General features: G+C 40.1%; 24 protein-coding genes. 11 read left to right on the top strand and 13 right to left on the bottom strand.

Features of this window, described 5'->3' with window-relative positions; all coding sequences use genetic code 11:
• Nucleotides 1-177: 177 nt before the first annotated feature.
• Nucleotides 178-1,686, top strand: coding sequence for a hybrid sensor histidine kinase/response regulator (locus H6G73_RS17515; protein ID WP_190606796.1), 1,509 nt, complete (start codon nucleotides 178-180; stop codon nucleotides 1,684-1,686).
• On the opposite strand, the gene H6G73_RS17520 is transcribed toward H6G73_RS17515, so the two are convergent.
• The 5 genes from H6G73_RS17520 to H6G73_RS17535 all read right to left on the bottom strand — a co-directional run bounded on the left by H6G73_RS17520 (nucleotide 1,683) and on the right by H6G73_RS17535 (nucleotide 7,374).
• The gene (locus tag H6G73_RS17520; protein ID WP_190606798.1) at nucleotides 1,683-4,151 is read right to left on the bottom strand and encodes a DUF3769 domain-containing protein; all 2,469 of its coding nucleotides are present in this window, start codon (nucleotides 4,149-4,151) and stop codon (nucleotides 1,683-1,685) included. The two genes, H6G73_RS17515 and H6G73_RS17520, sit on opposite strands and share 4 nt — an antisense overlap.
• 202 nt (nucleotides 4,152-4,353) lie before the next feature.
• Nucleotides 4,354-4,470 (bottom strand): photosystem II reaction center protein I, encoded by a 117-nt coding sequence (locus H6G73_RS17525; RefSeq protein ID WP_015114068.1) that lies wholly within the window; start codon nucleotides 4,468-4,470, stop codon nucleotides 4,354-4,356.
• A gap of 174 nt (nucleotides 4,471-4,644) precedes the next feature.
• Nucleotides 4,645-5,349 (bottom strand): acyltransferase, encoded by a 705-nt coding sequence (locus tag H6G73_RS17530; RefSeq protein ID WP_190606800.1) that lies wholly within the window; start codon nucleotides 5,347-5,349, stop codon nucleotides 4,645-4,647.
• A 617-nt stretch (nucleotides 5,350-5,966) separates the two neighbouring features.
• Nucleotides 5,967-6,095, bottom strand: coding sequence for a hypothetical protein (locus H6G73_RS24885; RefSeq protein WP_256443821.1), 129 nt, complete (start codon nucleotides 6,093-6,095; stop codon nucleotides 5,967-5,969).
• 520 nt (nucleotides 6,096-6,615) lie between these two features.
• Complete coding sequence (locus H6G73_RS17535) at nucleotides 6,616-7,374, bottom strand: HEAT repeat domain-containing protein (protein ID WP_190606802.1); 759 nt, start codon at nucleotides 7,372-7,374, stop codon at nucleotides 6,616-6,618.
• A gap of 365 nt (nucleotides 7,375-7,739) precedes the next feature.
• Here H6G73_RS17535 and H6G73_RS17540 point away from each other — a divergent pair, with 365 nt between their 5' ends.
• Both H6G73_RS17540 and H6G73_RS17545 read left to right on the top strand, forming a co-directional pair.
• On the top strand, nucleotides 7,740-8,627 hold the full coding sequence (locus H6G73_RS17540) for a DUF2382 domain-containing protein (protein ID WP_190606805.1): 888 nt from the start codon (nucleotides 7,740-7,742) through the stop codon (nucleotides 8,625-8,627).
• Nucleotides 8,628-8,770: 143 nt separating this feature from the next.
• The gene (locus tag H6G73_RS17545) at nucleotides 8,771-9,286 is read left to right on the top strand and encodes a DUF2382 domain-containing protein (RefSeq protein ID WP_190606808.1); all 516 of its coding nucleotides are present in this window, start codon (nucleotides 8,771-8,773) and stop codon (nucleotides 9,284-9,286) included.
• A gap of 192 nt (nucleotides 9,287-9,478) precedes the next feature.
• Here the strand turns inward: H6G73_RS17545 and H6G73_RS17550 are convergent, their stop codons facing one another.
• Nucleotides 9,479-10,666 (bottom strand): MFS transporter, encoded by a 1,188-nt coding sequence (locus tag H6G73_RS17550; RefSeq protein WP_190606810.1) that lies wholly within the window; start codon nucleotides 10,664-10,666, stop codon nucleotides 9,479-9,481.
• A 164-nt stretch (nucleotides 10,667-10,830) separates the two neighbouring features.
• Between H6G73_RS17550 and H6G73_RS17555 the strand changes: the two genes are divergently transcribed.
• A complete protein-coding gene (locus H6G73_RS17555) occupies nucleotides 10,831-11,763 on the top strand; it encodes an ion channel (RefSeq protein WP_190606812.1) in 933 nt (310 codons plus the stop codon).
• Here H6G73_RS17555 and H6G73_RS17560 read toward each other — a convergent pair whose 3' ends face one another.
• On the bottom strand, nucleotides 11,764-13,770 hold the full coding sequence (locus tag H6G73_RS17560) for an amylo-alpha-1,6-glucosidase (RefSeq protein WP_190606813.1): 2,007 nt from the start codon (nucleotides 13,768-13,770) through the stop codon (nucleotides 11,764-11,766). It lies immediately after the preceding gene.
• Nucleotides 13,771-13,974: 204 nt separating this feature from the next.
• On the opposite strand from H6G73_RS17560, the gene H6G73_RS17565 reads away from it, so the two are divergent.
• Together H6G73_RS17565 and H6G73_RS17570 are read left to right on the top strand one after the other, a co-directional pair.
• The gene (locus H6G73_RS17565) at nucleotides 13,975-14,586 is read left to right on the top strand and encodes a peroxiredoxin (RefSeq protein ID WP_190606815.1); all 612 of its coding nucleotides are present in this window, start codon (nucleotides 13,975-13,977) and stop codon (nucleotides 14,584-14,586) included.
• Nucleotides 14,587-14,760: 174 nt separating this feature from the next.
• Nucleotides 14,761-15,297, top strand: coding sequence for a peroxiredoxin family protein (locus tag H6G73_RS17570; protein ID WP_190606817.1), 537 nt, complete (start codon nucleotides 14,761-14,763; stop codon nucleotides 15,295-15,297).
• 94 nt (nucleotides 15,298-15,391) lie between these two features.
• Here the strand turns inward: H6G73_RS17570 and H6G73_RS17575 are convergent, their stop codons facing one another.
• From H6G73_RS17575 to H6G73_RS17585, 3 genes are all read right to left on the bottom strand, one after another.
• Nucleotides 15,392-16,387 (bottom strand): DnaJ C-terminal domain-containing protein, encoded by a 996-nt coding sequence (locus H6G73_RS17575; RefSeq protein ID WP_190606819.1) that lies wholly within the window; start codon nucleotides 16,385-16,387, stop codon nucleotides 15,392-15,394.
• Between the two features lie 120 nt (nucleotides 16,388-16,507).
• Nucleotides 16,508-17,017: an AAA family ATPase gene (locus H6G73_RS17580; RefSeq protein ID WP_190606820.1), complete on the bottom strand. Its 510-nt coding sequence runs from the start codon at nucleotides 17,015-17,017 to the stop codon at nucleotides 16,508-16,510.
• A gap of 86 nt (nucleotides 17,018-17,103) precedes the next feature.
• Complete coding sequence (locus H6G73_RS17585; RefSeq protein WP_190606822.1) at nucleotides 17,104-18,393, bottom strand: glucose-1-phosphate adenylyltransferase; 1,290 nt, start codon at nucleotides 18,391-18,393, stop codon at nucleotides 17,104-17,106.
• Nucleotides 18,394-18,833: 440 nt separating this feature from the next.
• On the opposite strand from H6G73_RS17585, the gene H6G73_RS17590 reads away from it, so the two are divergent.
• The 4 genes from H6G73_RS17590 (at nucleotide 18,834) to H6G73_RS17605 (ending at nucleotide 22,238) form a co-directional block, all read left to right on the top strand.
• A complete protein-coding gene (locus H6G73_RS17590) occupies nucleotides 18,834-19,475 on the top strand; it encodes a hypothetical protein (protein WP_190606824.1) in 642 nt (213 codons plus the stop codon).
• 10 nt (nucleotides 19,476-19,485) lie between these two features.
• Entirely contained in the window at nucleotides 19,486-20,295 is an 810-nt protein-coding gene (locus tag H6G73_RS17595) for a pentapeptide repeat-containing protein (RefSeq protein ID WP_190606826.1), read from the top strand.
• A gap of 342 nt (nucleotides 20,296-20,637) precedes the next feature.
• Complete coding sequence (locus H6G73_RS17600; protein WP_190606828.1) at nucleotides 20,638-20,832, top strand: heavy-metal-associated domain-containing protein; 195 nt, start codon at nucleotides 20,638-20,640, stop codon at nucleotides 20,830-20,832.
• 317 nt (nucleotides 20,833-21,149) lie between these two features.
• A complete protein-coding gene (locus tag H6G73_RS17605; protein ID WP_190606830.1) occupies nucleotides 21,150-22,238 on the top strand; it encodes an aromatic ring-hydroxylating dioxygenase subunit alpha in 1,089 nt (362 codons plus the stop codon).
• 173 nt (nucleotides 22,239-22,411) lie between these two features.
• Here H6G73_RS17605 and H6G73_RS17610 read toward each other — a convergent pair whose 3' ends face one another.
• From H6G73_RS17610 to H6G73_RS17620, 3 genes are all read right to left on the bottom strand, one after another.
• Entirely contained in the window at nucleotides 22,412-23,263 is an 852-nt protein-coding gene (locus tag H6G73_RS17610; protein WP_190606832.1) for a lysophospholipid acyltransferase family protein, read from the bottom strand.
• 202 nt (nucleotides 23,264-23,465) lie between these two features.
• Nucleotides 23,466-23,687, bottom strand: a complete 222-nt coding sequence (locus tag H6G73_RS17615; RefSeq protein ID WP_190606834.1) for a hypothetical protein — start codon at nucleotides 23,685-23,687, stop codon at nucleotides 23,466-23,468.
• 236 nt (nucleotides 23,688-23,923) lie between these two features.
• Nucleotides 23,924-24,244, bottom strand: a complete 321-nt coding sequence (locus tag H6G73_RS17620) for a hypothetical protein (RefSeq protein WP_190606836.1) — start codon at nucleotides 24,242-24,244, stop codon at nucleotides 23,924-23,926.
• A 353-nt stretch (nucleotides 24,245-24,597) separates the two neighbouring features.
• Between H6G73_RS17620 and H6G73_RS17625 the strand changes: the two genes are divergently transcribed.
• The gene (locus tag H6G73_RS17625) at nucleotides 24,598-24,963 is read left to right on the top strand and encodes a VOC family protein (protein ID WP_190606838.1); all 366 of its coding nucleotides are present in this window, start codon (nucleotides 24,598-24,600) and stop codon (nucleotides 24,961-24,963) included.
• Nucleotides 24,964-24,965: the final 2 nt, after the last annotated feature.

The raw sequence follows: 24,965 nt of genomic DNA on the forward strand, positions 1-24,965 counted from the left end.
CATTGCAAACACTGATTTTAGCGTATAATTTGAGTATCTTTGCACTTAGCCTTTACCCCTCTTCAAAGCAGTCATGGTAAGGGTTTCCTTGTTTTCGGAGATGTCTAATAGAACGGGATCAAGGAACAATATTTAATATTCAATTTCCGCAATTAACTGGGTATCAATAAACATCCAATGGGGCAAGATAAAATTTTAGTAGTAGAAGATGAAGTGATTGTGGCGAGAACTATTACTCGTCAACTCAGCCAATTAGGTTATATGGTGACTGGTACGGCTTCGTCTGGAGAAGTAGCGATCGCTAAAGCCTTGGAAACCCATCCAGAATTAGTCCTAATGGATATCATCCTCAAAGGAGATATGGATGGCATTACTGCCGCTGGTTACATTCGTGAGCAGTTGGATATTCCAGTGATTTTTATTACTGCTTATGGTGATGATCATACTTTAGAACGGGCCCAAGTGACTCAACCATTTGGGTATATTATTAAACCATTTACAATTAAAGATTTACGCATAGCTATTGAAATCGCTTTATCCAGACACAAACTAGAGAGGGCTTTACGGGACAGTCGTAACCAGTTGGCCACGGTCTTAAATTCCATGAGTGATGGAGTCATTGCCACCAATGAGCGTGGATTGATTACTTTTATCAATCCATCTGCCCAAAGACTCACAGGTTGGCAAGAGGAAGAAGCACTGGAGCAAAATGTGTCAGACATTTTGCGTCTTTTTGATGATGTGACACAAACAGATATCGAAAATCCCTTTACTAAACTGATTAAACAAGAAGAAGCACCAGAATTGGGAGAATTCACTTCCCTAATTCACAAAAGTGGTCGCAAAATCCCCATTGGCCATAACTTCGCACCCTTGAAGCGCGGAAGTTATGAGTTAATTGGTGCGGTGATTGTCTTCTGGGATATCAGCGAACGCCGACACAGAGAATTTTTAGAGGAAGCTTTACACAAGGAACAAGAACTCAACCGTCTCAAGTCTCTATTTATTTCCACCGTTTCCCATGAATTTCGTAATCCTTTAACTGTTATTCAAACAGCCGTAGAACTAATAGATATTCAAGGTACTAAGTTAACAGTCACTAGAAGAAATACTTATCTCAAGCGCATTTACGGTGCTGTTCAGTACATGGAAAAGCTGTTGGAAGATGTGTTGTTTATGGGTCGAGCAGAAGCAGGTAAATTGATGTTTAATCCTGTGTTCATCAATTTAGAGCAATTCTGCCGGGAACTGGTGGAAGAATTTAGAACCCTCAACCATCATCATCACGAAATCATCTTTACTTCTAATTGTCAACAGACAGATGCTCCGGTTGATGAGCGGCTTTTACATTATCTGTTAAGAAACTTGTTGAATAATGCTCTGAAATATTCTCCTCATGGTGGCAGAATTGAATTTAATCTCTCCTGTGACTTAGCAGAAGGTTTTGTTACTTTTCAAGTAAAAGACCAAGGTATTGGTATCCCAGAAACAGAACAGGCACAAGTATTTGACTCGTTTTATCGAGGCTCAAATGTTAAATCAATTCAAGGCAACGGGCTAGGATTAGTGATTGTCAAACGCTGTGTGGAAGCCCATCGTGGAGTGATTGAGATGATGAGTCAAGAAGGTGTAGGCACTACGTTTACAGTCAAGTTGCCATTATATTTACCCTCTGAACCCAATTAATTTTCCTGACGCACTCCACCAACCACTGGCTTAACTTCTCCATCGGAAAATGGATCTGTGCCACCTGTCCAGTTAAAGTCACTAATTCTGATTGTAAAACCACCCAATTCGAGAATGGGGTTATATCGTAAGGTGATACCGTAGGTACGGCGACTATATTCGACAATATAATCAGTGCTACTTTGTTGTCCGGTATCGAGGTTAATTGAAGTTTGAAATCCCAACCGTAATGGGCCATAAACCTGTTGGGAAAGACCAGCACTCAGGACTTTGTTATCGACAAAGCGGTCAAATAAGAATGGTGATAATCCACTATTAAAGCCTTGGGAGTAAGTGATATTAAAGGCGGTATAGTCTAAATAGGAACGAGAAAAATTTCCCAGTTGCCCTACTAACCCGATAGTGCCAATTAAGGTACTTTGATTATCCCCATTGCTGTAATAACTACTAGTACCAGTCACACCAGCGATCGCTTGTAAGTAGGGAATCACAGGATTAGGTGTGTAGCGTAAACCCTCCGTAGCTGTAGCTGGTAAAGATTGACCTTGCCATAAAGTGAAGCCGCTACTCAAGGCCACACTACCTTGGAAACGACCAAGGGAAATCCGGTCATTTTTACGGTTTGGCTCCAGTAGGTCGGGACGGTCGGTATTAGCATCAATGTATTGAGCACCACCTTGATAACTCAGGTTAACTCCACTGTTTCCCAAGGGAATCACCGGGGAAGTGATGATACCACCTATACTGCTTTGGACTGTTTGAAAACCGAGGGTGCCATTGTAGAGGCGATCGCGATAACTATATTCTAAATTTAAGGTGTGAGGATTAACCTCTCCTAAAGTTTGACGTAACCGCAAACTTGCCCGCAAATTCTCCTCTACTTTATTTAAATTAAAGCTGGTTAACTCTCCTGTTCCTTGGATTGTACTTTTAGAACTAAGAACAGCATTTAATTTAGTTTTCACGCCAAATAAATCTTCGGTGCTATCGTTTGTCCCTTCCACAATTTTCTGAACCAAAAATTGGGGAATGATTTGCCAACGAGCATCTTCAGTGTTAATGACATCAAAACTGCGTTCTAGGTACACACCACCACGTTTACTGTTATCAAAGCCAAAGGAGACAATAGCTGGATCGACTTGGCGTTCTCGACGGTCAATAGTCTGCTGACCAACGGGAATGGGGATAGAGGTACTTTGGTCTAAGACTAACCTTTGACCTGATGTTGTTACTTTGTCAATTAACGGTGCTTGGCGCTGTAATGTGACTTGGGAGGCTCTTAATTCTAGTTCTGGTGGGGAAAAGGGGTCATTGGTAATGCGTACATCTTTAGCTTGCCAACCCCGTGGATAAAACTCCACTGTTTGAGCTTCAAATCTGAGACGCTTGACTGTTCCACCATCTTTTGGTGGGGGAATATTCCTAGCATCTGCACGGCCACCAATGGTAAACTCCACTCCATCTCCACTGCTAACATTGGTGAGGGGTTGATTGGCAAGAATGCGATCGCTTGGGGGACGACTAGGAACACCACCGGCTGTGACATCGGTCGGTAAAAAGGCAAAATCCTGTTGACTGCTAGGGATATAAATTTCCCCACGACCATTTACCAAATCACCACTATCTTGGATGAAATTGTAGGTAAAACGTTGTCCTCGCAGTACCTGATTACCCCTGGTGACTGCAACATTACCTTCACCCACAGCAATTAAGTTATCTAAATTAACCTGCAAGCTGTCAGCATCAACTACCGCCCCATCAAACCGTACCACCACATTTCCTTGGGCAGTGACAATACGTCTTTGTTCATCATATTCCTGGCGATCAGCAATTACTTCCACAATTCTGGCCCTTACCCCTGGTTTTGGTCTAGAATCTGGAGTGCTGGGAGCGATCGCTGGAGCCGGAGCAAATTCTAATAAATTCGTTGCTGGTGCAGATTTTTGATCAAGACTACGGGGTTTAAATTCAATAATATTTTGAACTGGTAAAGAATCCTGTGGAGTCTCACCACTAGAACTAACAATATTAATTTTTCCTTCTACCTTTTCCATAGTCACAGCATCTTGCTGTTTTGACTGTTTTAATTTTTCAACTAAAGTTTGTGACTTTAATAATGAATGCTGAATTTGAGTAACTTGCTCAGGTGTAGCTGGAGCAACTGGATTATTTACTGATGGTTCCTGGTCTACCACCCCAGTTTTTTCTATCATCCCTACTTTTTCTTCAGCCACACTCAGAGGTGAAAATTCTGGGCTAAATGCTTCCGGTTGGGCAACTTCTACATGGTTTTGATGGGTCTGAAGACGAGATAATCGTCCCTGATTATCAACCTCTGCTGTTGTCTTGACAGGGTGGACTTGTGCAGCCACAACATCAATCGGCGATGCAGAAGCCATCACATCAACAGCTTCTACAGATTGAACAATAGGAGGTAGATCAGCAGGGGCAACTGGATGGAGCATATCTCAAACACAATCAAGCTAATCAACAGGCAGATCATAAAATACTAGCCGGAAGGATGAATGACACATAGCCTTCCGACTTTCGCCTTTTGCTTACCTCTAGCAAACCGCCAAGAGGAGGACACCGCATCATCATATTTACGGTTGTGTCCGTGGCGTTTTGTGTTTTCCGCCTTCCAGATGTTGGGGATAATTTGTCTGATTACTCTAAATCCCGACGACCAGGGTTACGAGCAGGGTCGTTAGACAAGAACCCAAACACAAAAATGGTAACGAAGAACGCAACAACTATATAAACAGCGATTTTTAAAGTCAGCATAGAAAGGACTCCAAGGGGTTAGATAAATAAACAGAGGCTTTTCTCTGATGTATTTGCTACGCAAAAAAGATAGCTCCTTTATCTTACCCACATCTCGTGCCTTTTTGGAGGACTACATTCAGTGGAACTGAGTTCCCAACCTGACCTTATACCCGCCAAAAACTCACCATCTGACTATAAAGATGGCTTAGGTTTGACCATCTGTTCTAGAGGAAGTCGATGCTTAATCACTCGTGCTGGTACACCTACAGCCACAGAAAAGGGAGGTATATCTTTACTAACAACTGCACCTGCGCCAATGACGCTACCTTTGCCAATTGTGACACCATCTAAAACGGTAACGCCATGACCCAACCAACAGTTATCTTCGATGACTATTCCCTGACGAGTAATTCCTTGGTCTTTAATAAGTGATAAATGATCACTAAACTGATGATTATTAGCAAATATACCCGAATTTGCTGCAATCATACAGTGTTTACCAATAAAAATATTGCCTGGTCCAGCAAGAGAAACATTTGGTCCAATAAAGGTTTCTTCATCAATGTATACTTGCGTATTTTCTAAACAACCAATATCTACATGTCTTTCTATAGCTACCTTTTTACCTATATAAATGCGATTTTGAGGATGTCCCTTGCCATCCAAACGGACATGTTTAAAGATGTTTACCCCATCATCTAACTCAATACAGGAAGTGCCAATAAATTCCACTCCATGTTGGATATAAACTTGCTGACCAATCCGATTAAAAATGTATCGATATATGAATCTTCGTAATCTAGGCCCCAGGGCAATTGTGGGAATATCTCCTAAGAAAGTAGTAATTACCAATTCTTGCAAACGCTTTAATTTCTGCTGATACTTTTGATGGGACATACTATCTAACTCTCTAAGTGCATCGATTGTTTTGCTCAAACTAATTCATAGAGCGTGTTGCAGGTTGGTTTTGTTGGGGATAAATTCACTCAATCATCCCCGTTTGCATAGCAACTAATTAGCTAAATGGTTGATGAACCAGGCTAAAACATTGGCATTTATTTGCATAATCAATATGCAATAGAAATCATCGGCCAATTTTCTGGAGTAAATTGTTAATCAATTCAGAATATTTTGTTGATAGTTACTCTTTGACTACAACCATTGATAAAAAATATGCCCACTTCACATTAACCAAGTGTCATATTTTTTGAAGATAAGAATTGGCAATAGTCAGTTTATAGATATTAGTTGTCTTTTTGTTGTAGCGCATCTAATTTTTGACTGCATACCCAAGATAAACATGCTGATCCTCAAACATGTGAAATTAATGAATATGCAAATTCAATTTTTATCAGCTTTGTCGCTGACAACTAATATCATCTATCAAACAGGTATATCTAAACCTAGATTACATATATTGCTGAGGCTGTTTATCACCACTAATATTCTTAACCTCTAGCATCACTATGTAATCTTTGCTGAATCTTTATTTAATTGAATAATTAAAAGCTTAGTTAAGGTGGAGTATCACCAACTTCTGCCATCACATTGAAGTTAACCATCGGTGCAAACAGGTAAGCGCTTCCCCGACTGTTATGACGGCTTTCTTGCAACGTATTTCTAGAGTATTTTGCTCTAATCATGTTGCACACCAATGATTGACTGACTGACAAAATCACACGACAAATTACATGAATTGTTGTTTATAGATAATTTCCTCCCACGATAACACATTTTTTTTGATGAGGACAAAATAAATTTTTTGTTTTGCTGAAAAAAAAGGTATTTAGTAATACAGTTATTTTATTTTTTTGCTACTTATCATTCAACCGGAATCACCCCACTCCGCCAAAGCCGCACTTTGTATCCCCTCAACCCTTGCAGGGAGGTGTGTAACGCCTGTGGTCAACATAACTAATTTCCCGGATATGATATTAGTTAATAAATGAACTGGAAGATTTTTAAATAAAAATCTTTAAATATTTATAGGCAGCAATACCAGAGATTAAAAATTAAAAATACCGTAAATCATCATGGTTAATTTTTAATGAATCTTTTTAATTTAATCTTGATGTTGGTAGGCGGTATTCCGTTGTTGAAGAAAAATAAGCACTCAGCCGTCAGTAAGCAGAGTTGCCCAATGCTGATAGCTGAATGCCGAAATTAAAACCAACCTTCTAGTTCCAGGGTTTCAATGAGTTGCAAACCACGGGGATCACCTACGCCCAATAATGATGCTTTTGCATCTTCTCTCACACCTAAATCTTTGTCTTCTGCAAAAGCCTGAATCAGAGCATCAATGGCTGTGGCATAAACTACATTAGAAGGTAGTTCTTTGCAGAGTTGCCCTATTGCCCAAGCGCAATTACTTCGCACAGCAGCGATAGGATCTTGAACCAAAGACTCGATTAGGGGTGGAATAGCTGCAACCACGGATTCGTAGCCCACTTCTGCCATCTGTGCTAGACCACTAGCTGCCCAGAGACGAACAGCAGGAATATCTGTTCTGAGGGCATCTGCTAAAGGAACTAATGAACGGCGATCGCGACAGTTTCCTAAGGCCCAAACTACACCTTTTCGTACATAACCATTGAAATCTTTGTTCAACTGAGTAATTAACGGCTCAACTGCTTTTGGGCTGGGGTTTCTGCCTATAGCGTAAGCTGCACTAACTCTGACTAAAGGACAATTATCAGTTAAAAGGTGAATGAGATGGGGTACTGCCCGCTCATCTTCAATATCACAGAAAGCACGCGCAGCTAACATCCGTTGCTGGGGCTGAGGGTTTTCCAAGAGTTCCAGCATTAATTCTGGATCAGGTTTGGCCATTTCTGATTCAGCAGAAAATGGCTCTATTTGATCTAGGGGGCTTTCTAGCTCCTCTTCGGTATCAAGTAGGCTGAGATCGTCTTCGTCGTACATAGTGATTTAACTTGAATCCCTGCTAGGGATCAACTTGCAACCCCCTATAGCAACAAGCAAAACCTTGTTAGAGATAAGTTACATAATTGTACACCATGAACACTTATCAGGGTGGGGAAGGTTAGGAGTAGGGCTGACGCTGCGTTGCGCTAACAGGAGTAGGGCTAATACCACGCTGCCCTATCAGCAGTTTACAAGCAGTCTGTGTTTGTTCTTCCTGATGGAGAGTTAGGGGAAATTTTTATGTTAAAAACTGCCTAAGTAATAGAGCTTATATCTATTGATTTAGGTCATCAGCGAGAGGAAAAATTCATAAATATTTCTTACCGTTGTGGTGAATAGTTATTGGAAAAATATAAGAACTTATGTCACTTTACAAACTAGCAGATTTTGATCCTCAATACCGCGACACTTTTGATGGACAAGAAATTAAGGGTCTGGGAGTTTATACAGAAGGAACTGACGAAAAAATCGGTAATGTCCATGATGTTTTGGTTGATGATGATGGACATTTTCGTTATTTAGTAGTTGATTTGGGGTTTTGGATTTTTGGGAAAAAAGTATTATTACCCATAGGTCGCGCACGGATTGATTATAATCGCGATCGCGTGACTGTGATTGGTTTAACGAGACAACAAGCAGAGGAGTTACCTGAGTTTAACGAGCGTTTAGCCCTAGATTACGACTATGAAGAGCGAGTCCGTGGTGTTTATCGCAATAGACCTGTAGAAACAACTGCACCTTTAGAATCGGCAACACCCCTAGAATCATCAACATCACTAGGAACTACCTCTACACAACCTACCTACACCCGCGATACCTATACCTATGACAAGGAACCAGGTTTGTTTGGCTTACATGACCAAGACAATCCAACCTTGAGATTGTATGAGGAAAGATTAATTGCGAATAAGCGTCGTCAGAAAGTTGGGGAAGTAGGAGTTGGTAAACATGTGGAAAGTGAAACTGCAAGGGTAGCGGTTCCAGTGGAAAGGGAACATGTGGTGATTGAAAGGATGACACCAACTGATGCCGGCAGAACTGTGACTCCTGGGGAAGCGAACTTCCAAGAAGGAGAAGTAGCACGGATGGAAATCTACGAAGAAACGCCGGAGGTGAGAAAAGAAGCGTTTATTCGGGAAGAAGTAAGAGTTAAAAAAGTAGTTGAAAAAGACACAGTGGAAAGACAAGAAACTGTGCGACGGGAAGAGTTAGATGTCGATGCGTCTGGGTTACCAGTGGATGAAAGATAAAGAATTGTAGTTTTTTCATGAATCGTACTTGTTTTTTGATTTCTTCAAGCATTTATTCTCTTCCTGTCCCCCCTTCGGGGGAGACAATACAAGAGGAAGAAAAATAGCAAATTTTTTTATTAAAAAATAAATTAAAGCAAAACATGTCAGAATCTATACATCAAGAATCAGCAATAAATCTACCTTTCATCGATGATGGTTTAGCTGGGGGAAATAAGTTCACTGAATTGGTAGAGGAAGAGATAATTCCTTTATTAGAGGAAAAATTAATTGTTAATCATACCAAGCAAAGAATCGGGGAGGTAATTGTTCGTAAGCAAATTACAACCCAGATGATAGAGATTCCTGTGCGAAGGGAAAGGTTAATTGTCGAACAAATTAGTCCTACCCATAGACAATTGGCAGAAATCGATTTAAAAACTGGAGATAGAGAAGATATTCAGCTGATTAGTAAAGAATTGCCAGACAATGGGCATTTGCACCAAGGTTTACTGGTGTGTGGTCAGTTCATTTCTCCCAAGGTTGCTAGTTTAATTTTAAATGCGATCGCCCTCGAACAAGACCATGGCTGTCAGCAAGTTCAGGTAATAATCGCTGTGGAGAACGAATCTCAACGGCAAAGGTATCAAGAATGGTTTAATCGTTGTTCTCACAGCTAAGGTGGAAGCATTGGCAACAGCATATTTATCTGTCCATATGAAAATATCCCCTAGTGGCAAGCACTTGTGGGGATTTTTTCATAAACTAGCCGAGTCCATAGGGTTATATATAAGCTACAAAACATTTGTGTAAAACTAGTGGAGAGATGCAACAAGATTAGTTGTCTCCACTAGTCAAGAGTTATGTAACTATTAAACGGACTTAACTTCAGGTGTATAATTATTCCGCGCTTTGACAGCCCAAAACAAAACTGCAAACGTCAAAATTCCCGCTAAATATAAGGGATAGCCATAGGTAATGGGATGAGATTGTTGAACTATAACACCAGCAATCACAGGGCCAATACCATTAGAAATACTTAAATAAGAAGCATTTAACCCCATGACCATACCCTGTTCTTGAGGTTGGGCATTTAATGATAGTAATGTACTAATCATGGGTTGGACTAGGGAATTAAAGATAGAAAACAATATACTGATGATGACAAAATAACTAATATTGGGAATCACCGGCATTAACACAAATGATAGGCTACGGAAAAATAGCCCTAGAAACATAATTTTTACTACACTTATTTTGGTTTTTAATACAGACACACCCCAGGTTTGCATAATTACTGCCATTGTGCCAAATCCCAAAAATAGTAGCGTTAAGGATTCGCTACTTTGCTGCAAAACATTGATAAAGTAAGGTTGAAACGCATAGGTAAACATTGTAAAAGTTGTACCTGTACAGAAGTTGATTAATAATAAGATTCCTACCCCTGGTTTGGTTAAGCCTTTAACTAAATTTTCTAAACCCAAATCAAAAATATTACCTGTTTGGGCAACTGGAGTGGGTAAGGTTTCCGGTAAAAATACAACTGTTAAAATTAGGGCGATTAAGGCTACAGCAGCAGAAACCAAAAAGGCAGTACCTAAGGAAACTTTTTGTGCTAATAAACTGGTTACAGGGCCTAGCACAAACCCTAAACCCATAGCCGCACCAAAAATCCCAAAGGCTTGAGCGCGGTCTTTAGGCCCAGTAATATCAGAAATAATTGCCTGGGCCACAGATAAATTTCCACCAGTGATACCATCAAGAAATCTGCCCAAGAATACCAAACTAGCTGTTGTTGCCGTACCAGCAATCAAATTAGCGATTACAGTACCCGCTAGACTGATAATTAATAACGGCTTGCGTCCAAATCTATCAGATAATTTACCAATAACTGGTGTGGCAAAAAACTGAGCGATGGCATACATAGAAAATAATAAACTGGTTTGCAAGTCACTCAGCCCAAATTTTTTACCATATAAATAAATAATGGGAATTAAAATTGTCACGCTGAGAGAGTTAATAAAAGCAATTAACGCTGTAATCCAAAAATTACGATTCATTATTAACAAATAACCCCGATTTTGATTCAATATTTGTTTTCAATGCACAAGGCTGAGACCTATGGCATTACTCACAGCTAATTCGCTCAATATTTCCCAAGAGAAAATACAAAATGGTATAACGTTATTCATCCTACCATTTGCTGCCTTTTTGGATCACCTATATGAAATTTCGATTGCTGAGACTTTCTCGCCACACAAAAAAACTATTAATTCCCAAGATTCAAATCAACATCGACAATGGCAAGTTGCAGATATCAAATCAGGGTGTATGGCATTCCTATTGGCGAGATCCCTATCATCTATTGCTGACTGTTTCTTGGAGTGGTTTTATTTTGCTGATTTGTTTATGTTATTTAGCTATTAATGCTGTTTTTGCTTTGGCTTATGTTCTAGGCGGAGATTGTATTGCTAATGCTACACCAGGTTCTTTTTTTGATGCCTTTTTCTTTAGTGTGCAAACATTAGCATCAATTGGCTATGGTGCGATGTATCCAAAAAGTTTTTATGCTCATATTATTGTCACCATTGAAGCCATGATTGGTGTGATGGGAATTGCTTTAATGACAGGATTAGCTTTTGCTAGATTTTCCCGTCCTACAGCCCGTGTGATGTTTAGTAATGTGGCCGTAGTGACTAACTACGATGGTAAGAAAACATTGATGTTTCGTACTGCTAACCAACGCCGCAACAGTATCTTAGAGGCGCAAATCAAGGCCTATTTGATTAGGGATGAAGTGACTGTGGAAGGGAATTTTTTTCGCCGCATTTACGACTTACGTCTGCTTCGTCCCCAAACTCCTGAGTTTATGTTAACTTGGCTAGTTAGGCATGTAATTGATGAATCTAGCCCTTTATATGGGATGTCTACAGAATCTTTAATTAAAACTAATTCTTTATTAATCATTTCTTTGAGTGGAATTGATGAAACTGTGTCCCAAGTGGTTCATGCTCGTTACAGTTATGGCCCTCATGATATTTTATGGAACCAACAATTTGTAGATATTATTCACCATACGCCAGATGGACATCGCTACATAGATTATCAGCATTTTCATGATGTTTTTAGTGTTAATGATTTACAGGAGTCCTCATAGTTAGCGAATGTGTCGAATTACCTCGGCAACAGACCAAGCTTGAGCGATCGCACCTCTGGCTGTATGGGGTGGGTCTCCATCAAAAATTTCAGAAATGGAACCCAGACCAGCACTATGTTGAAAATGGTCTAACATTGGTTGCCAATCAAAAGGTAATGGTGTTTCCGGATAAAATCTCTGCCAGGCACGTATATAGGGGCCAATTAACCAACTCCACACCGTTCCTTGATGATAGGCGCGATCGCGTTTCAGGGGACTGCCTTCATAAATGCCCACATACTCGGCATCCTTGGGGGAAAGACTACGCAAACCGTAAGGAGTAAGTAAATCAGTAGTTGCTAAATCCAAAACTTGCCGACCTTGGTGTTGGGAAAAAGCGCAGTGATGCAGAGATAAAGCCAAAACTGCATTGGGACGAATTTGGGCATCACGGCGATCGTCTAATTGAATTAAGTCATATAAATAACCCAATTGGGGATTCCAGAACTTTTGCAAAGATGCCTTTACCCTTTCGGCTTGCTGGCTATAGCGTTGGGCTTGATTAGCAAAGCGTGAAGAATTATCTCCATCCCGATGGCTTAAACGTTCTGCCCATTGACTCAACCAACATAAAGCTGAATACCAAAGGGCATTAATTTCCACAGGCTTGCCACGACGGGGTGTAATAGGTGTGCCGTTAATCACTGCATCCATCCAAGTCAAGGCCACACTAGGGGCATCCCAAGTCACTAATCCATCGATAGCATCAACATGGATATGGTAACGGGTTCCACCTACAAAAGCTTTATGAATCTTTTGCACCGTGGGAAATTGTTCAGCTAAAAATTGCCAATCTTGAGTAGCTTCTAAATAAAGACCTAAAGTTTCAATCCACCACAAAGCAGCATCAATGCTGTTATAGAAAGGTTCACCACCCAAATCAGGAAAGGCATTAGGTATTAATCCATGCTGACAGTAACGACCAAAGGTGCGTAATAATCCTTTAGCAATGTCAAAACGTTTAGTGACTAAGGCTAATCCTGGTAAGGCAATCAAGGTATCTCTACCCCAATCATTAAACCAGTGATAGCCAGCAATTACCGTCGGCCCACCAATGGAGGGACGATAAACAATAAATTGATCACCTGCTTTGAGGAGTTGATACCAAATGGAAGATTTTGCTGCTTCGTGGTTTTCTTCTTGATTAAAAGTGTGAATTAGTCTTTCTTGTTCAGTCACAACTGCTTGTGCAAAACTTTCCTGGGTAAGACTTTGGTGATGTGAGTTTGGTAACCCTACTTGCGCTTCTAGCACTACTGTATCCCCTGGTTGGAGATGCACAGTTAAAAAACCAGGACTATAAAGGTCTTCCCGATCACCTACTCCCCGTTTGCTTTCCTCTGGTAAGCCATAATTCCAATACCATACAGGGTCAGCTTGATATTCTCCCTGCGTCCACCGCAAATGCCAAGGTGTGCCAAACTGACCAGAATTAATGCTTTGGAAACATACATATTGCTGGTCTAGTAATTGGGAAAACTGTAATTTCAGACTACCTTGTTGTTGGTGGTGAAAATCGCGATCGCCTATGAGGATTCTCAGCCTTAAAATTGCTGACTCTTGACCTTCGTAACGATATTGAATTAATAACCTTTGAGCATCAGTGTTGTTTTCCCCCTCTACCTGATGCCAACCATAGGGCATGATCAATTGGCGAGTTAAATGCCAATCATCTTCTCCCCACAGCCATTTGGGAACTGGCTCATTTTCAAAAGATTGTAAATATTGATAACCTGTCGGTTCAATTTGACCACTACCCCAGATATTTGTCCCTAAAGCGATCGCTTTTTCTGGCAACTCTAAACTTGCTTCTAAGTGGGAAAGCAGTAGTTTCCTTCCTAATGGTGGATTTGTCGCCGCAAAAAACCAACCATGATAAGTCCTGGTACGGACATCAGCAACTGTACCACTAGCGAAACAACCTAACCCATTAGTTAGTAGCCATTCTCTTGTATCAATTGTCTGCATTAACTTCAACCACACCCTGATGCCAAGAGTATTTTACCCAGTGCCCATGGAAATTAATTATTAATTTATCATTTAGTCAAAATCGTTATGACTATGATATAGTGTTAACAGATCGTAATCAAACTGTGACAGCGTGGATGGGTAAGTCTATAGCTAACCCAAAATTCAACGCTAAAAGGTAGATATAAAAGGAGACATAAGTAAATGACCGTCACTTACGGAACAGAAGGAAGCCTCCGCGTTGGTCAACAGGCTCCCGATTTTACAGCCACAGCAGTAGTGGATCAGGAATTTAAGACAATTAAGCTTTCTGACTATCGTGGTAAGTACGTTGTACTGTTTTTCTACCCCCTAGACTTTACATTCGTTTGTCCCACAGAAATCACAGCATTTAGCGATCGCTACGAAGAATTCAAGAAACTGAACACCGAAGTGCTTGGTGTATCCGTTGACAGCGAATTCTCTCACCTAGCTTGGATTCAAACAGACCGCAAATCTGGTGGCGTAGGTGACTTAAACTATCCCCTCGTTTCCGACATCAAAAAAGAAATTAGCGCAGCTTACAACGTTCTTGACCCAGCCGCAGGCATCGCTTTGCGTGGCTTGTTCATCATTGACAAAGACGGTGTAATCCAACACGCTACCATTAACAACCTCGCTTTCGGTCGCAGCGTTGATGAAACCCTGCGGACATTACAAGCAATCCAATACGTCCAATCTCACCCAGACGAAGTTTGCCCCGCAGGTTGGCAACCCGGAGAAAAGACAATGGTTCCCGACCCTGTGAAGTCCAAAGTTTACTTCGCAGCCGTGTAATTAATAAGTTATTGGTAATGGGTCATTCTATTACCAATAACTTCAATTTTAGGGTGCGTTGAGCTTGGCTATAACGCACCAATAGCTATAAATATATAAACTTGTTATGATAAATTCTGTAAGTCAGTTCCCTTGCCTACCTTTATGTAAATCATTTTAAATGTTTAATTGATTATGCTAACTGCAACAGAATTTTCTGACTTATTTAACGAGCGATTCTTCCGTAATTTCTTACCCATTCCTGCCCTAGATAAATTTAGATTAGGAGTAGGTACACCAGATTTTCAATTACCAGATATTACTAATAACAAAACCCTCAAACTCTCAGATTATCGAGGCAAACAACCTGTTTTACTTGCCTTCACACGCATCTTTACAGAAAAACATTATTGTCCTTTTTGCTATCCCCACATCAAAGCTGTCAACGAAAATTACGAAGAATTTACCAAGCAGGGAATAGAAATTTTACTAATTACCAGCACTGACCAACAACAAAGTCAAAAAGTTGTCAGTGATTTAGGCTTAAAAATGCCATTACTCAGCGATCCTAGTTGTCGAGTCTTCCGTACATATCAAGTAGGACAATCTCTAGGAGCACCTTTACCTGCTCAATTTGCTTTAGATAAAAATGGTCGGCTTCTCTATCGTCACTTATTTTCTTTTTTCGACCATAACGCTAGTGTAGAAACTTTATTAGCTCAATTTAACTAATTTCATATCAGAGTTAATTAGTAGGAATAATCAATATTTTGCAATTGCCAACGACTCACTACTAATTAACTCCAAAATTTTTAATAACACAGGATTAAAAACGAATTTGTTGCAAATGACTGCGGGGGTTGTAAGTGCGGATAGCCCGGAGTTTTTCATAATATTCCCGTTCTTGTTGACTAAGGTCTTTGGGTGGGACAATTGCCACCTTTACAAATTGGTCTCCACGTCCACCTTTAGCTACAGGCCAACCCTTACCACGCAAGCGCAGAGATTGACCAGAACGAACTCCCGCAGGTAATTTGACATTCACACTGCCATCAGGGGTAGGTACATCAATGGAAGCACCTAAAGCGGCTTCATCGGGTGTGATGGGCACTTCACAGACTAAGTTATCACCTTCGATTTGGAAGAAAGAATGGGGTTGTAGTTCTACTTTTAAATACAAATCACCTCGTTGTTGAGTCATAGGATTAAATTGACCTTTACCCCGAACCCGTAAACGAGTACCAGTTTTTGACCCTGCTGGAATGCGGACATCTAGAGTTTCGTTACCTAAACTAAAGCGTTTTTGTACCCCAGCAAAAGCCTCAGCAAAAGTTAAGGTGATAGTAGCTTCTGTATCTTGACCTGCAACACTGCTAGAATCTTGAAACCCATAATCATTAAATCCACCAAAACCACCAGGAGGTTTACCAGTGGAAGTGCGATAGGAGTACCCCTGTCTTCCACCACGAGGCGCACCACCACCAAAACGACCTAATAATTCATTGACAAAATCATCAAAACTGCCGTATTGACTAAAGTCAAAGCCACCCATGTCAACGCCAGCACCACCAGGGAAGCCTTCTCCTACTTGTTTCCAATATTGACCGAACTGGTCATATTTTTTGCGCTTGTCTGGGTCTGACAAAACTTCGTAAGCTTCATTAACTTCTTTAAATTTTGCTTCCGCTTGCTTGTTGCCTGGGTTAACATCAGGATGATACTTACGTGCTAGTTTACGGAAGGCTTGTTTAATATCTTCTGGACTGGCAGTTTTGCTTATTCCTAAAATTGCATAATAGTCTTTAAAGTCTGTTGCAGCCATCTACCAGCCTCCTGTAGAAATTTCCGTGATCTTTTTTTCTAAGATATGAGATTTATGGTTTACCTGGTATAGATCCAGGCCAAGAGATTCTGAATTTAAATTAACAAACTATCAAGAAAATCAAGTGGGGTTCTTGCTTAAGCCAAAAGCGCAATTCCCGAACTCTCGTAAATGGGGAAAGTGAATCAGCTGGTCTAGTCCCTCTTGTAAGCTGGGGGGAGCATCTCGCAACTGGCGATACATACGTAAAATAATCTCTTCTGGAACTTGACGACTACGCTGTTTATTCCGTGCTAAACATAGCCAAACAGGAGTTCTCACCCAGATGCCTGTAATTTCCTGAAAACCGCAATCTCTAACTAAGGTGATCACCTCCCGGCGGTTTTGACGTTGAGCGTTGGTAGCATCGAAAATGACGTTATGGTTAGAGGCTATGGCTTGTTGAAATTGTCGCTGTATTTCTTGCCAAATCAACAGCCACGGCCCCTGTATGGCTTCCGACCCAAACAGTTGCCCCCGGATGGCATCGGTAGAAATGAGTTGCATCTGGGGGCATGTTGCTTGTAATTGTTTTGCCAATGTTGACTTACCGCTACCAGGAAGACCAATTAGCAAAAGTAGTTTAGTCATTAGGAATTAGGTGACAGGTGACAGGTGACAGGTGACAGTTAATAGTTTTTACCAATCACCAATTACCAATTACTAATTACCAACGACTAGATGATTGTGCCATCAGGGATAACGGCGTTTTTGAGTACGACAACGATACCGCTACGGATGTAGAAGCCTTGATTTTCCCGTTCTGCTTCTTGGACATTATCTTTGTTGATAATTTTCACATCGTGACCAATGCGGGCATTTTTATCAATGATGGCACGACGAATAATGGTGTCAGAACCAATGCCGACGGGAATATCATCTTTATCAACGTTGGATTTGGATTCTAGGGCAGCTTGGTAGAAATCTGCACCCATGAGTAGGGATTCTTCTATGATGCAGCCAGATTCAATCCGCGATCGCACTCCCAACACAGAATGTTGAATTCGGCAGTTTTTCAGGATACAGCCTTCGCCAATAATTGATTCTGTGATTTGGCAGTCCAACAGTTTGGATGGTGGTAAATAACGAGGGCGGGTATAAATAGGCGCTTCTTCGTGATAGAAGCTAAAGGGTGGACGTGGTTGCTGAGTCAGAGCTAAATTAGCTTCATAAAAGGCTTCGATGGTACCGATATCTTCCCAATAGTCATCGAATAAGTAGGCTTGAACATTGTATTTATTAGCGGCATCGGGGATAATTTCTTTTCCAAAATCAGTGCGTTCTAAAGATTCTTTCAACAATTTGATCAAAACATCTTTTTTAAAGACATAAATCCCCATGGAGGCGATGTAGGGCTGTAATTGAGCTTGTTCTTTCGTCAAACCCAACACAGTAGTATCAACGCGCATTTGTTGCAGAGCTTCGCCTTTGGGCTTTTCGCTAAAAGCTACAACTCGCCCTGAGTCGTCGATTTTCATTAAACCAAAATCTGAGGCCCGGCGATCGTCTATGGGAATTACAGACAGGGTAATATCCGCATTAGTTTCTCTGTGACGTTGGACAAACAACCGGTAGTCCATACGATACAGGTGATCACCTGAGAGAATTAGAAATTCATCTACATCCCATTCTTCCAATAGCCATATATACTGACGTACCGCATCAGCCGTGCCTTGGAACCAGTTGGGGTTTTCAGGAGTTTGCTGTGCCGCTAGCACTTCTACAAACCCTTCACTAAAGCCACTGAAATTGTAGGTACGGGCAATATGACGGTTCAGAGAGGCAGAGTTAAACTGTGTGAGAACGTAGATTTTAAAGATTTCTGAATTAATACAATTGCTGACAGGGATATCAATTAAACGGTATTTACCCGCTACAGGTACAGCAGGTTTTGCTCGGAGTTTAGTTAACGGATAAAGGCGCGTTCCTGCGCCACCACCCAAAATAATTGCTAAAACTTTTTTCACAAAATAGTCTCCCGACTGCCATCAACTCTCACCTTCAGTTTAGGACTATGAGTGGCAGCTGATAAGGGGGGAGAGGAAATTCTTACGGAGGATTTTTATCGTAGCAGGTGAAGCGGCTCATTCAGAACATATGTATTAATTATAGATGAGTAACTGATAGGCCATGCTTTTGAATAAGCTTCTCCAACTTGGTTTATTTATACTTCTAAAGTTGTAACTCCAGCCTATGGATAGATGAAATAGCGATCGCATTCCTATAGATTAAACGGGGATGTCTACTTCAGCACCAAGATACCTAGAGGCTTGGTTCAGCCAAGCCCTTTTATTCTTATTTACCTTTCCCTTCTCCTCCCCAGCAAAATCAACCTAACGTGACATTTAACGGTAAACTCATATATTGCGATATATAAACTTTACCGTCAGGACTGGAGAACACAACCTTGGGCATAGAACTACGCAGTTTCGTATTTCTAGACAACCTACAGCCTCAACACGCCGCGTATATGGGAACAGTAGCCCAAGGTTTCTTACCATTACCAGGGGACACTTCCCTATGGATTGAAATTTCTCCAGGTATAGAAATTAATCGAATTACCGATGTGGCTTTAAAATCAGCTTCAGTTCGTCCTGGGGTGCAAATAGTTGAGCGACTTTATGGTCTATTAGAGGTACATTCTAGCTCTCAAGGTGAGACAAGAGCAGCTGGACAAGCAATTTTAGCCACATTAGGCGTGAGAAAAGAGGAATGTATTAAACCTCGTGTGGTTTCTAGCCAAATTATCCGCAATATTGATGCTTATCAGACCCAACTGATTAACCGGACTAGGAGAGGACAGTTATTACTAGCAGGACAAACCCTGTATGTCTTGGAAGTGGAACCTGCTGCTTACGCTGCACTCGCTGCTAATGAAGCAGAAAAAGCCGCAGCAATTAATATCTTGGAAGTACAAGCTGTAGGTAGTTTTGGCAGGTTGTATTTGGGTGGGCAAGAACGAGATATTTTGGCGGGTGCAGCGGGGGCTTTAACTGCTATTGAAAATGTCCCTGGTCGGGAAAACCCCCAAAATAAGCGTCAGGAATAAAGGAGAGGAAATGGCTAACTTAGACCATCTAGCTTTACTCAAAGCAGGTGCAGTGACTTGGGTGGAATGGAGAAAGCAAAATCCCCAAGTAGAACTAGACCTCAGCACTGCTAACCTGCAAGGGGAAAATCTCCGCGGGGCAAATCTCCAAGGGGTAAATTTAAGCAAGGTAGATTTAAGTTATGCTTTGCTGGTGCGAACTAATTTGATGGACGCAAATCTCAGCAGTGCCAACCTTTCCCACACTAAATTAATTGAGGCAAATTTAAGTAGAGTTAATTTCAGTCTTGCTAAATTGAGTCATGCAGTCCTAAGCAATGCAGATTTGAGCAAAGCGAATTTAATTGGTGCTGATTTGAGCGAGAGTAATTTACAGGGTGCTGTAATTACGGATGCTAATTTAATTGGTACTGATTTACGAGATGCATATTTAAAATATGCCGACTTGGGAGCGGCCCAACTCATTCGCAGTAACTTGAGTTTTGCAAACTTGATCGAAACAAATTTCATCGGAGCTGATTTAAGTGAAGCTAATTTATATGAAGCCGAAATGATGAAGGCTCATTTATACAAAGCTAATTTGCATAAGGCAAATCTAGCAAAGGCTCATTTAGGTGGTGCATATCTTTTCAGGGCTAATTTGACTGAAGCTAACTTGATAGAAGCTGATTTAAGTTGGACTAATTTACGAGGCGCTAATTTAGGTGGGGCTAATTTAGGTGGAGCTAACCTCAGAGGGACAAATCTTCACGGTGCAAACCTCAATGGAGCAAATCTTACAGGTGCAATTATGCCCGATGGCTCAAGAGTTGATGAATGAGAGATTTATCTCTTTATACAACTCTCATCGCTAGCAAGGAATTATTGTAAAGTTTTGTAGATTGGAAGTAACTCTCCATTCAAATGGAGATTATAGGATGAATATCAAAGGAGTTTCGACCACTTGATAAAAACAATACTTATTAATTCTAGAGCAGCATTATTTTGGATGATTTTGTAAAAATCTGCCATGATGGCAGAAAAATTTGTCAATAGTGCTATTAACCTACAACTAAGTATTGAGCTTGCAGCTATTATCAAATGGCTATCTCCTGAATTTCCAGCAATGGAGAGATAGTTTCAGGTTTTATCTGAATTTGTTGTTCATCCGCTTGTTAAAACTATGACTATTCAACTTACTGTTCCCGGTATGGCCTGTTCTACTTGCGCCAACAATATTACTAATGCAGTGAAAAGTTTGGATGCTAATGCTCATGTGGAAGCTGACCCAAAAACCAAATTGGTGAATATCGATACTCAAGTTTCAGAAACAGCAATTAAGGAAGCTTTGGTTGCGGCTGGTTATCCACCTGTGTAAATTATGCTGCTCTAAATAACCTGTGATTGGTGCGTTAGTTGTTGCTATAACGCACCCTGCAATTACATCTAAAATTTAATCAATTTACATAGAAACTATATTTTTTAACATAGTAAATACTTTGTCTCTACAGATATAAAAAGTAACAGTACAGAAAGCCTTCCTGTGTCTAGATTTTAGTGTTAGCGAATGTGCTAATTGACTTGTCTATAGCTATAAATTGAATATTTCTGATTCTCGTACTGAAAATGACTGTTTTTCTGGGTTGTTCATGATAGGTCTAGATCAGCCGATTCACTACTAGTGAAACCCTACAAATGAAGGTCAACTCAGATAATTTTAACTCGAATCGTAAACCCAAAAATTTTCATAATCCAGAGCGTTTTGTGGAAGGATGGTATTGGGTAATACCTTCTCAAGATTTGCGGGTTGGTGAAGTGAAACCTGTGACAATTATGGGGAGAGAACTAGTTGTTTATCGTGGTGAAGATAAAAGAGCAGTGATTTTTGATGCTTACTGTCCCCATATGGGCGCTCATTTTGCTGAGGGCAGAGTAGAAGGAAATGAATTACGCTGTTTTTTTCATCACTGGAAATTTGATCAGGAAGGAATATGTGTTGATGTTCCTTGCGCGGAGGAACCACCAGCTTTAAAAACCAAAACTTGGCCGAGTGCTGAACAATATGGCCTGATTTGGGTTTGGACTGGGGAGAGTCCACAACAACCTTTACCGTTTATTCCTGAATGGGAAAATCGAGATTATGAGGTGAGTATTGGTAATAAATTTGTGAGCAATTGTCATCCCCATGGTTTATTAATTAACGCTATCGATACTCAACATTGGAATACAGTACGGAAATTACCTTTAAAAATTTTGTTTGAGAAGCAAGAGTTAAATTACAATGCCATAATTTTTCAGAATATTACACAAATTTGGGAAATCTCCAGTTGGGGAAGATTGATTCAACGTTTTTATAAAAGTCCAATTATCTATAGTATTTGTTATTGGTTTGGTGCTAATAGTATCGTTTCCCTGGGAACTAATTTTATCCATTTCCATTTGATGTTTGTGACGCGGATGCTGTCTGAGGGGAGAACAGAAGGCAGAATTTTATTTATGGTTAGGAAGCACAATGGAATACTGGGATGGATAGGAAATAAAGTTTTATTGTGCTTATTAAAGAAAGTAAGTTATTATTTCGTCAGTCACAGCCAGACAATGTTACCAAAGGTGAGTTTTGAAGTGAAAACTCCCATTCAAGCTGATCAATCTATTGTGCAATTTATTAATCATCTAGAAAGACAAAAACCAATTAAGTGGCAGAGTTGGAATTTGGCGCGATCGCTAGAAACAGAAATGAGAGATAATCGTGAGAAGCGCCGTGATGAGTCGGTGAATGATTAATTGTCAAAAAGCAATAAAAATGAAGTGGCTTGGCCACTTCATCAATTCCCAGGTAGAACCTTAAGAATGAGTATAACGACTAAGAAAATTAAAAATAGTATAAATTTACACTAATTTTTCAGAACAAATGTTTTCCTAATCATTGAGAGTGAGTAGATGTAGAACTGCGGTTTTTAAGTTGGGGTTTGAGAAATTTCTGTAATTAAATTGTCTAATTCTTGCTGCATTTTTGCCTGGACTAACTTATAGCATTCGTTAACATAGGAGCGATCGCTTGCTGCTTCCCGTCCATACCGTTCAAAGACAATAGGTGGACAAACTCTGGTGTACATGGGTACTGGCAAAGGGATATTAGGCAAAGGGCCAATACCTAAGCCCCAAGGTAGTCCGAGATAAATTGGAAAGACTAAAGGGTCTACTCCAAATAACCAAGGCATCCCCCATTTGTGCAGTTGTTGAACAATTTTGTATAAGTCGGCCAGGATAATTAGTGTATCGTGCGCTCCCCAAGAAATCGCCGGGACAATAGGCACATTTTCCCGCAAGGCTAGTTTGATAAATCCTTGTCTGTGGGCAAAATAGATTTTGTCCCGCATCGCGTAGGGACGAAAAACATCTTCTGCACCACCTGGATAAACTAACACACTAGCGCCAGCTTTAAAAGCCGCATGAGCCATTTTCGGATGGGCTATAACAGCACCTCCTTTCATGGCTAATTCTGCCGCTTGGGGGAGAACTTCCCAGACTTTTGGGTGCATCAAACCATAAATGGGTTTTTCTGGGCCAAAACGACGTATCCAGTCGTATAGCATCATTGATGTATCTGGAGAAGCTAACCCACCATTGTGAGACCCAACAAATAGAACTTTTTCGTCGGGGATATTTTCCCAACCGCTAGTGTGAACACGAAAATAGAAGTTATAGATAAAGCCTAAAATAGGCATCATAGCTGAAATGAACTTTGGATCTCGTCGGTCTAAAGTCCATCCTAGTTTTTTGTTTTGGGGATGTTGAGTTGTTAACATCGAGGCATTTTATCAGGATTGATCAGTATGAAACAATCCGGTTGTTTGCAGTTTTATGTCAATAAATTAGCTAACCAGTCCTATCAATAAATGGAATTAGGACTTTTTCGGTGAATTTTGCGTTTTAGTGGCATTTTTGCCCAACAAGTTTGATGATGGGCTAAATGATGAAGTCAGGATTACAGTGATGTAAAGTTCCTACCTAATATAAAATTGTACCACTATTATTACTATAAGCTTTTACAACTTCATTACCTTGAACACCTGCACCAAATGGATTTGATGGCTGTACATTGGGAAAGCCTTGACCCAATACATCAGCCATTTGACCTAAACTGAATGATGTTTGTCCGCCTTGAAAAATATCTTGTTCGGCTATGGATAAATCTCTTAATATCTGGGGTTTAACATTTTTTTCGTGCATAATAAATATCTTCTCTGGGGTTGTTTGCTAATTCAGTAATCTATTTTAGATTTTGTCTATTATTGAGCTATACATCTGTAGATATAAAATCTGGTTATTAGTTCTTGTTTTGGTTTTTTTAACTTTTGCTCAGGGACGGTTTGGCTTATATAATATAAAGAAATATTGCTAAGATAAATGACCTTTTTGCTTATTTTACTATTTTATTAATTGTCAATTTTCATAATCAGAGGAAATTAACTATAAACTGGTAGTGGTAGGGGAATAGTAATATTGATAGCATTTTTAACGTTTGGTTTTGTTCTTGGAGATGGTTCAATCGGGTTTAAGCGAGGTAGTTTAGTAGCAGGTAAAGTGGGAGCAAAAGGAGTCATTCCATAAGCCTGATAATTTCCTGGTAGTGGTAGGCTATTGCTGGTTAATTGGGGTTGAGTATTATCAATAATATTTACAGCGATAGGTTCTGAAACATCTGTTGAACCACCCAATATATGAGCAGCAGTTTGATTATTGAGTTCAATGAATAAATCTTCTATGTTGTTGGAAAAATTGGACATTATTAGCGAATTATTTTGATGATTACCATTGTCAGAATACAGGAAATAAATTCATTCCAGTATGAATCTAGAGAGGTAATTATCTGGTGGGGTAAATCAGAGATTTTTTCAGACTATTTAGAGAAAAATGGTAGTGGTAATTTTATAGCTACTATCTTTAGTTATAAATTGGTTTGCTATCAGTTATAAACTATTGTGCATTTAATTTATCTAAGTCCAATGAGCAAGATGACAGTACGACAAGACTTAACTATATAAGAATGAGCAAATTTAGCTGCGTAACAGCTTAAAATGCTATAGCTATCCTGTGGTAAATTACTCACAAATTCTCAATAACGGCTATTTTTCCTCAGATGGAATATGAACATGCACTTCTCACTATTGGTACAGTGAATTTTGATAAATTAGTATATTTTTATACTCAAATTTTAGAAAAACCACCAATTAATTTAATTGCGGGTGTATACGCTGAGTTTGAAATTGTGAATCTCAGATTAGGAATTTTTAAACCCAAAGCTAGATATGAATCAGAATTTGCAGTTAATGACCGAAGTCCGCTAAGTTTGTGTTTAGAAGTGAGTAATTTACAGGATGCGATCGCTCATCTTCAGTCTTTAGGCTATCCACCACCGGGAGAAATCAGCCACGCCTCCCATGGTCAAGAAATTTATGCCTACGACCCAGACGGTAACAGATTAATTTTACATCAATCAAACTAAAC

The sequence above is a fragment of the Richelia sinica FACHB-800 genome, assembly GCF_014698825.1.
GTDB lineage: Bacteria > Cyanobacteriota > Cyanobacteriia > Cyanobacteriales > Nostocaceae > FACHB-800.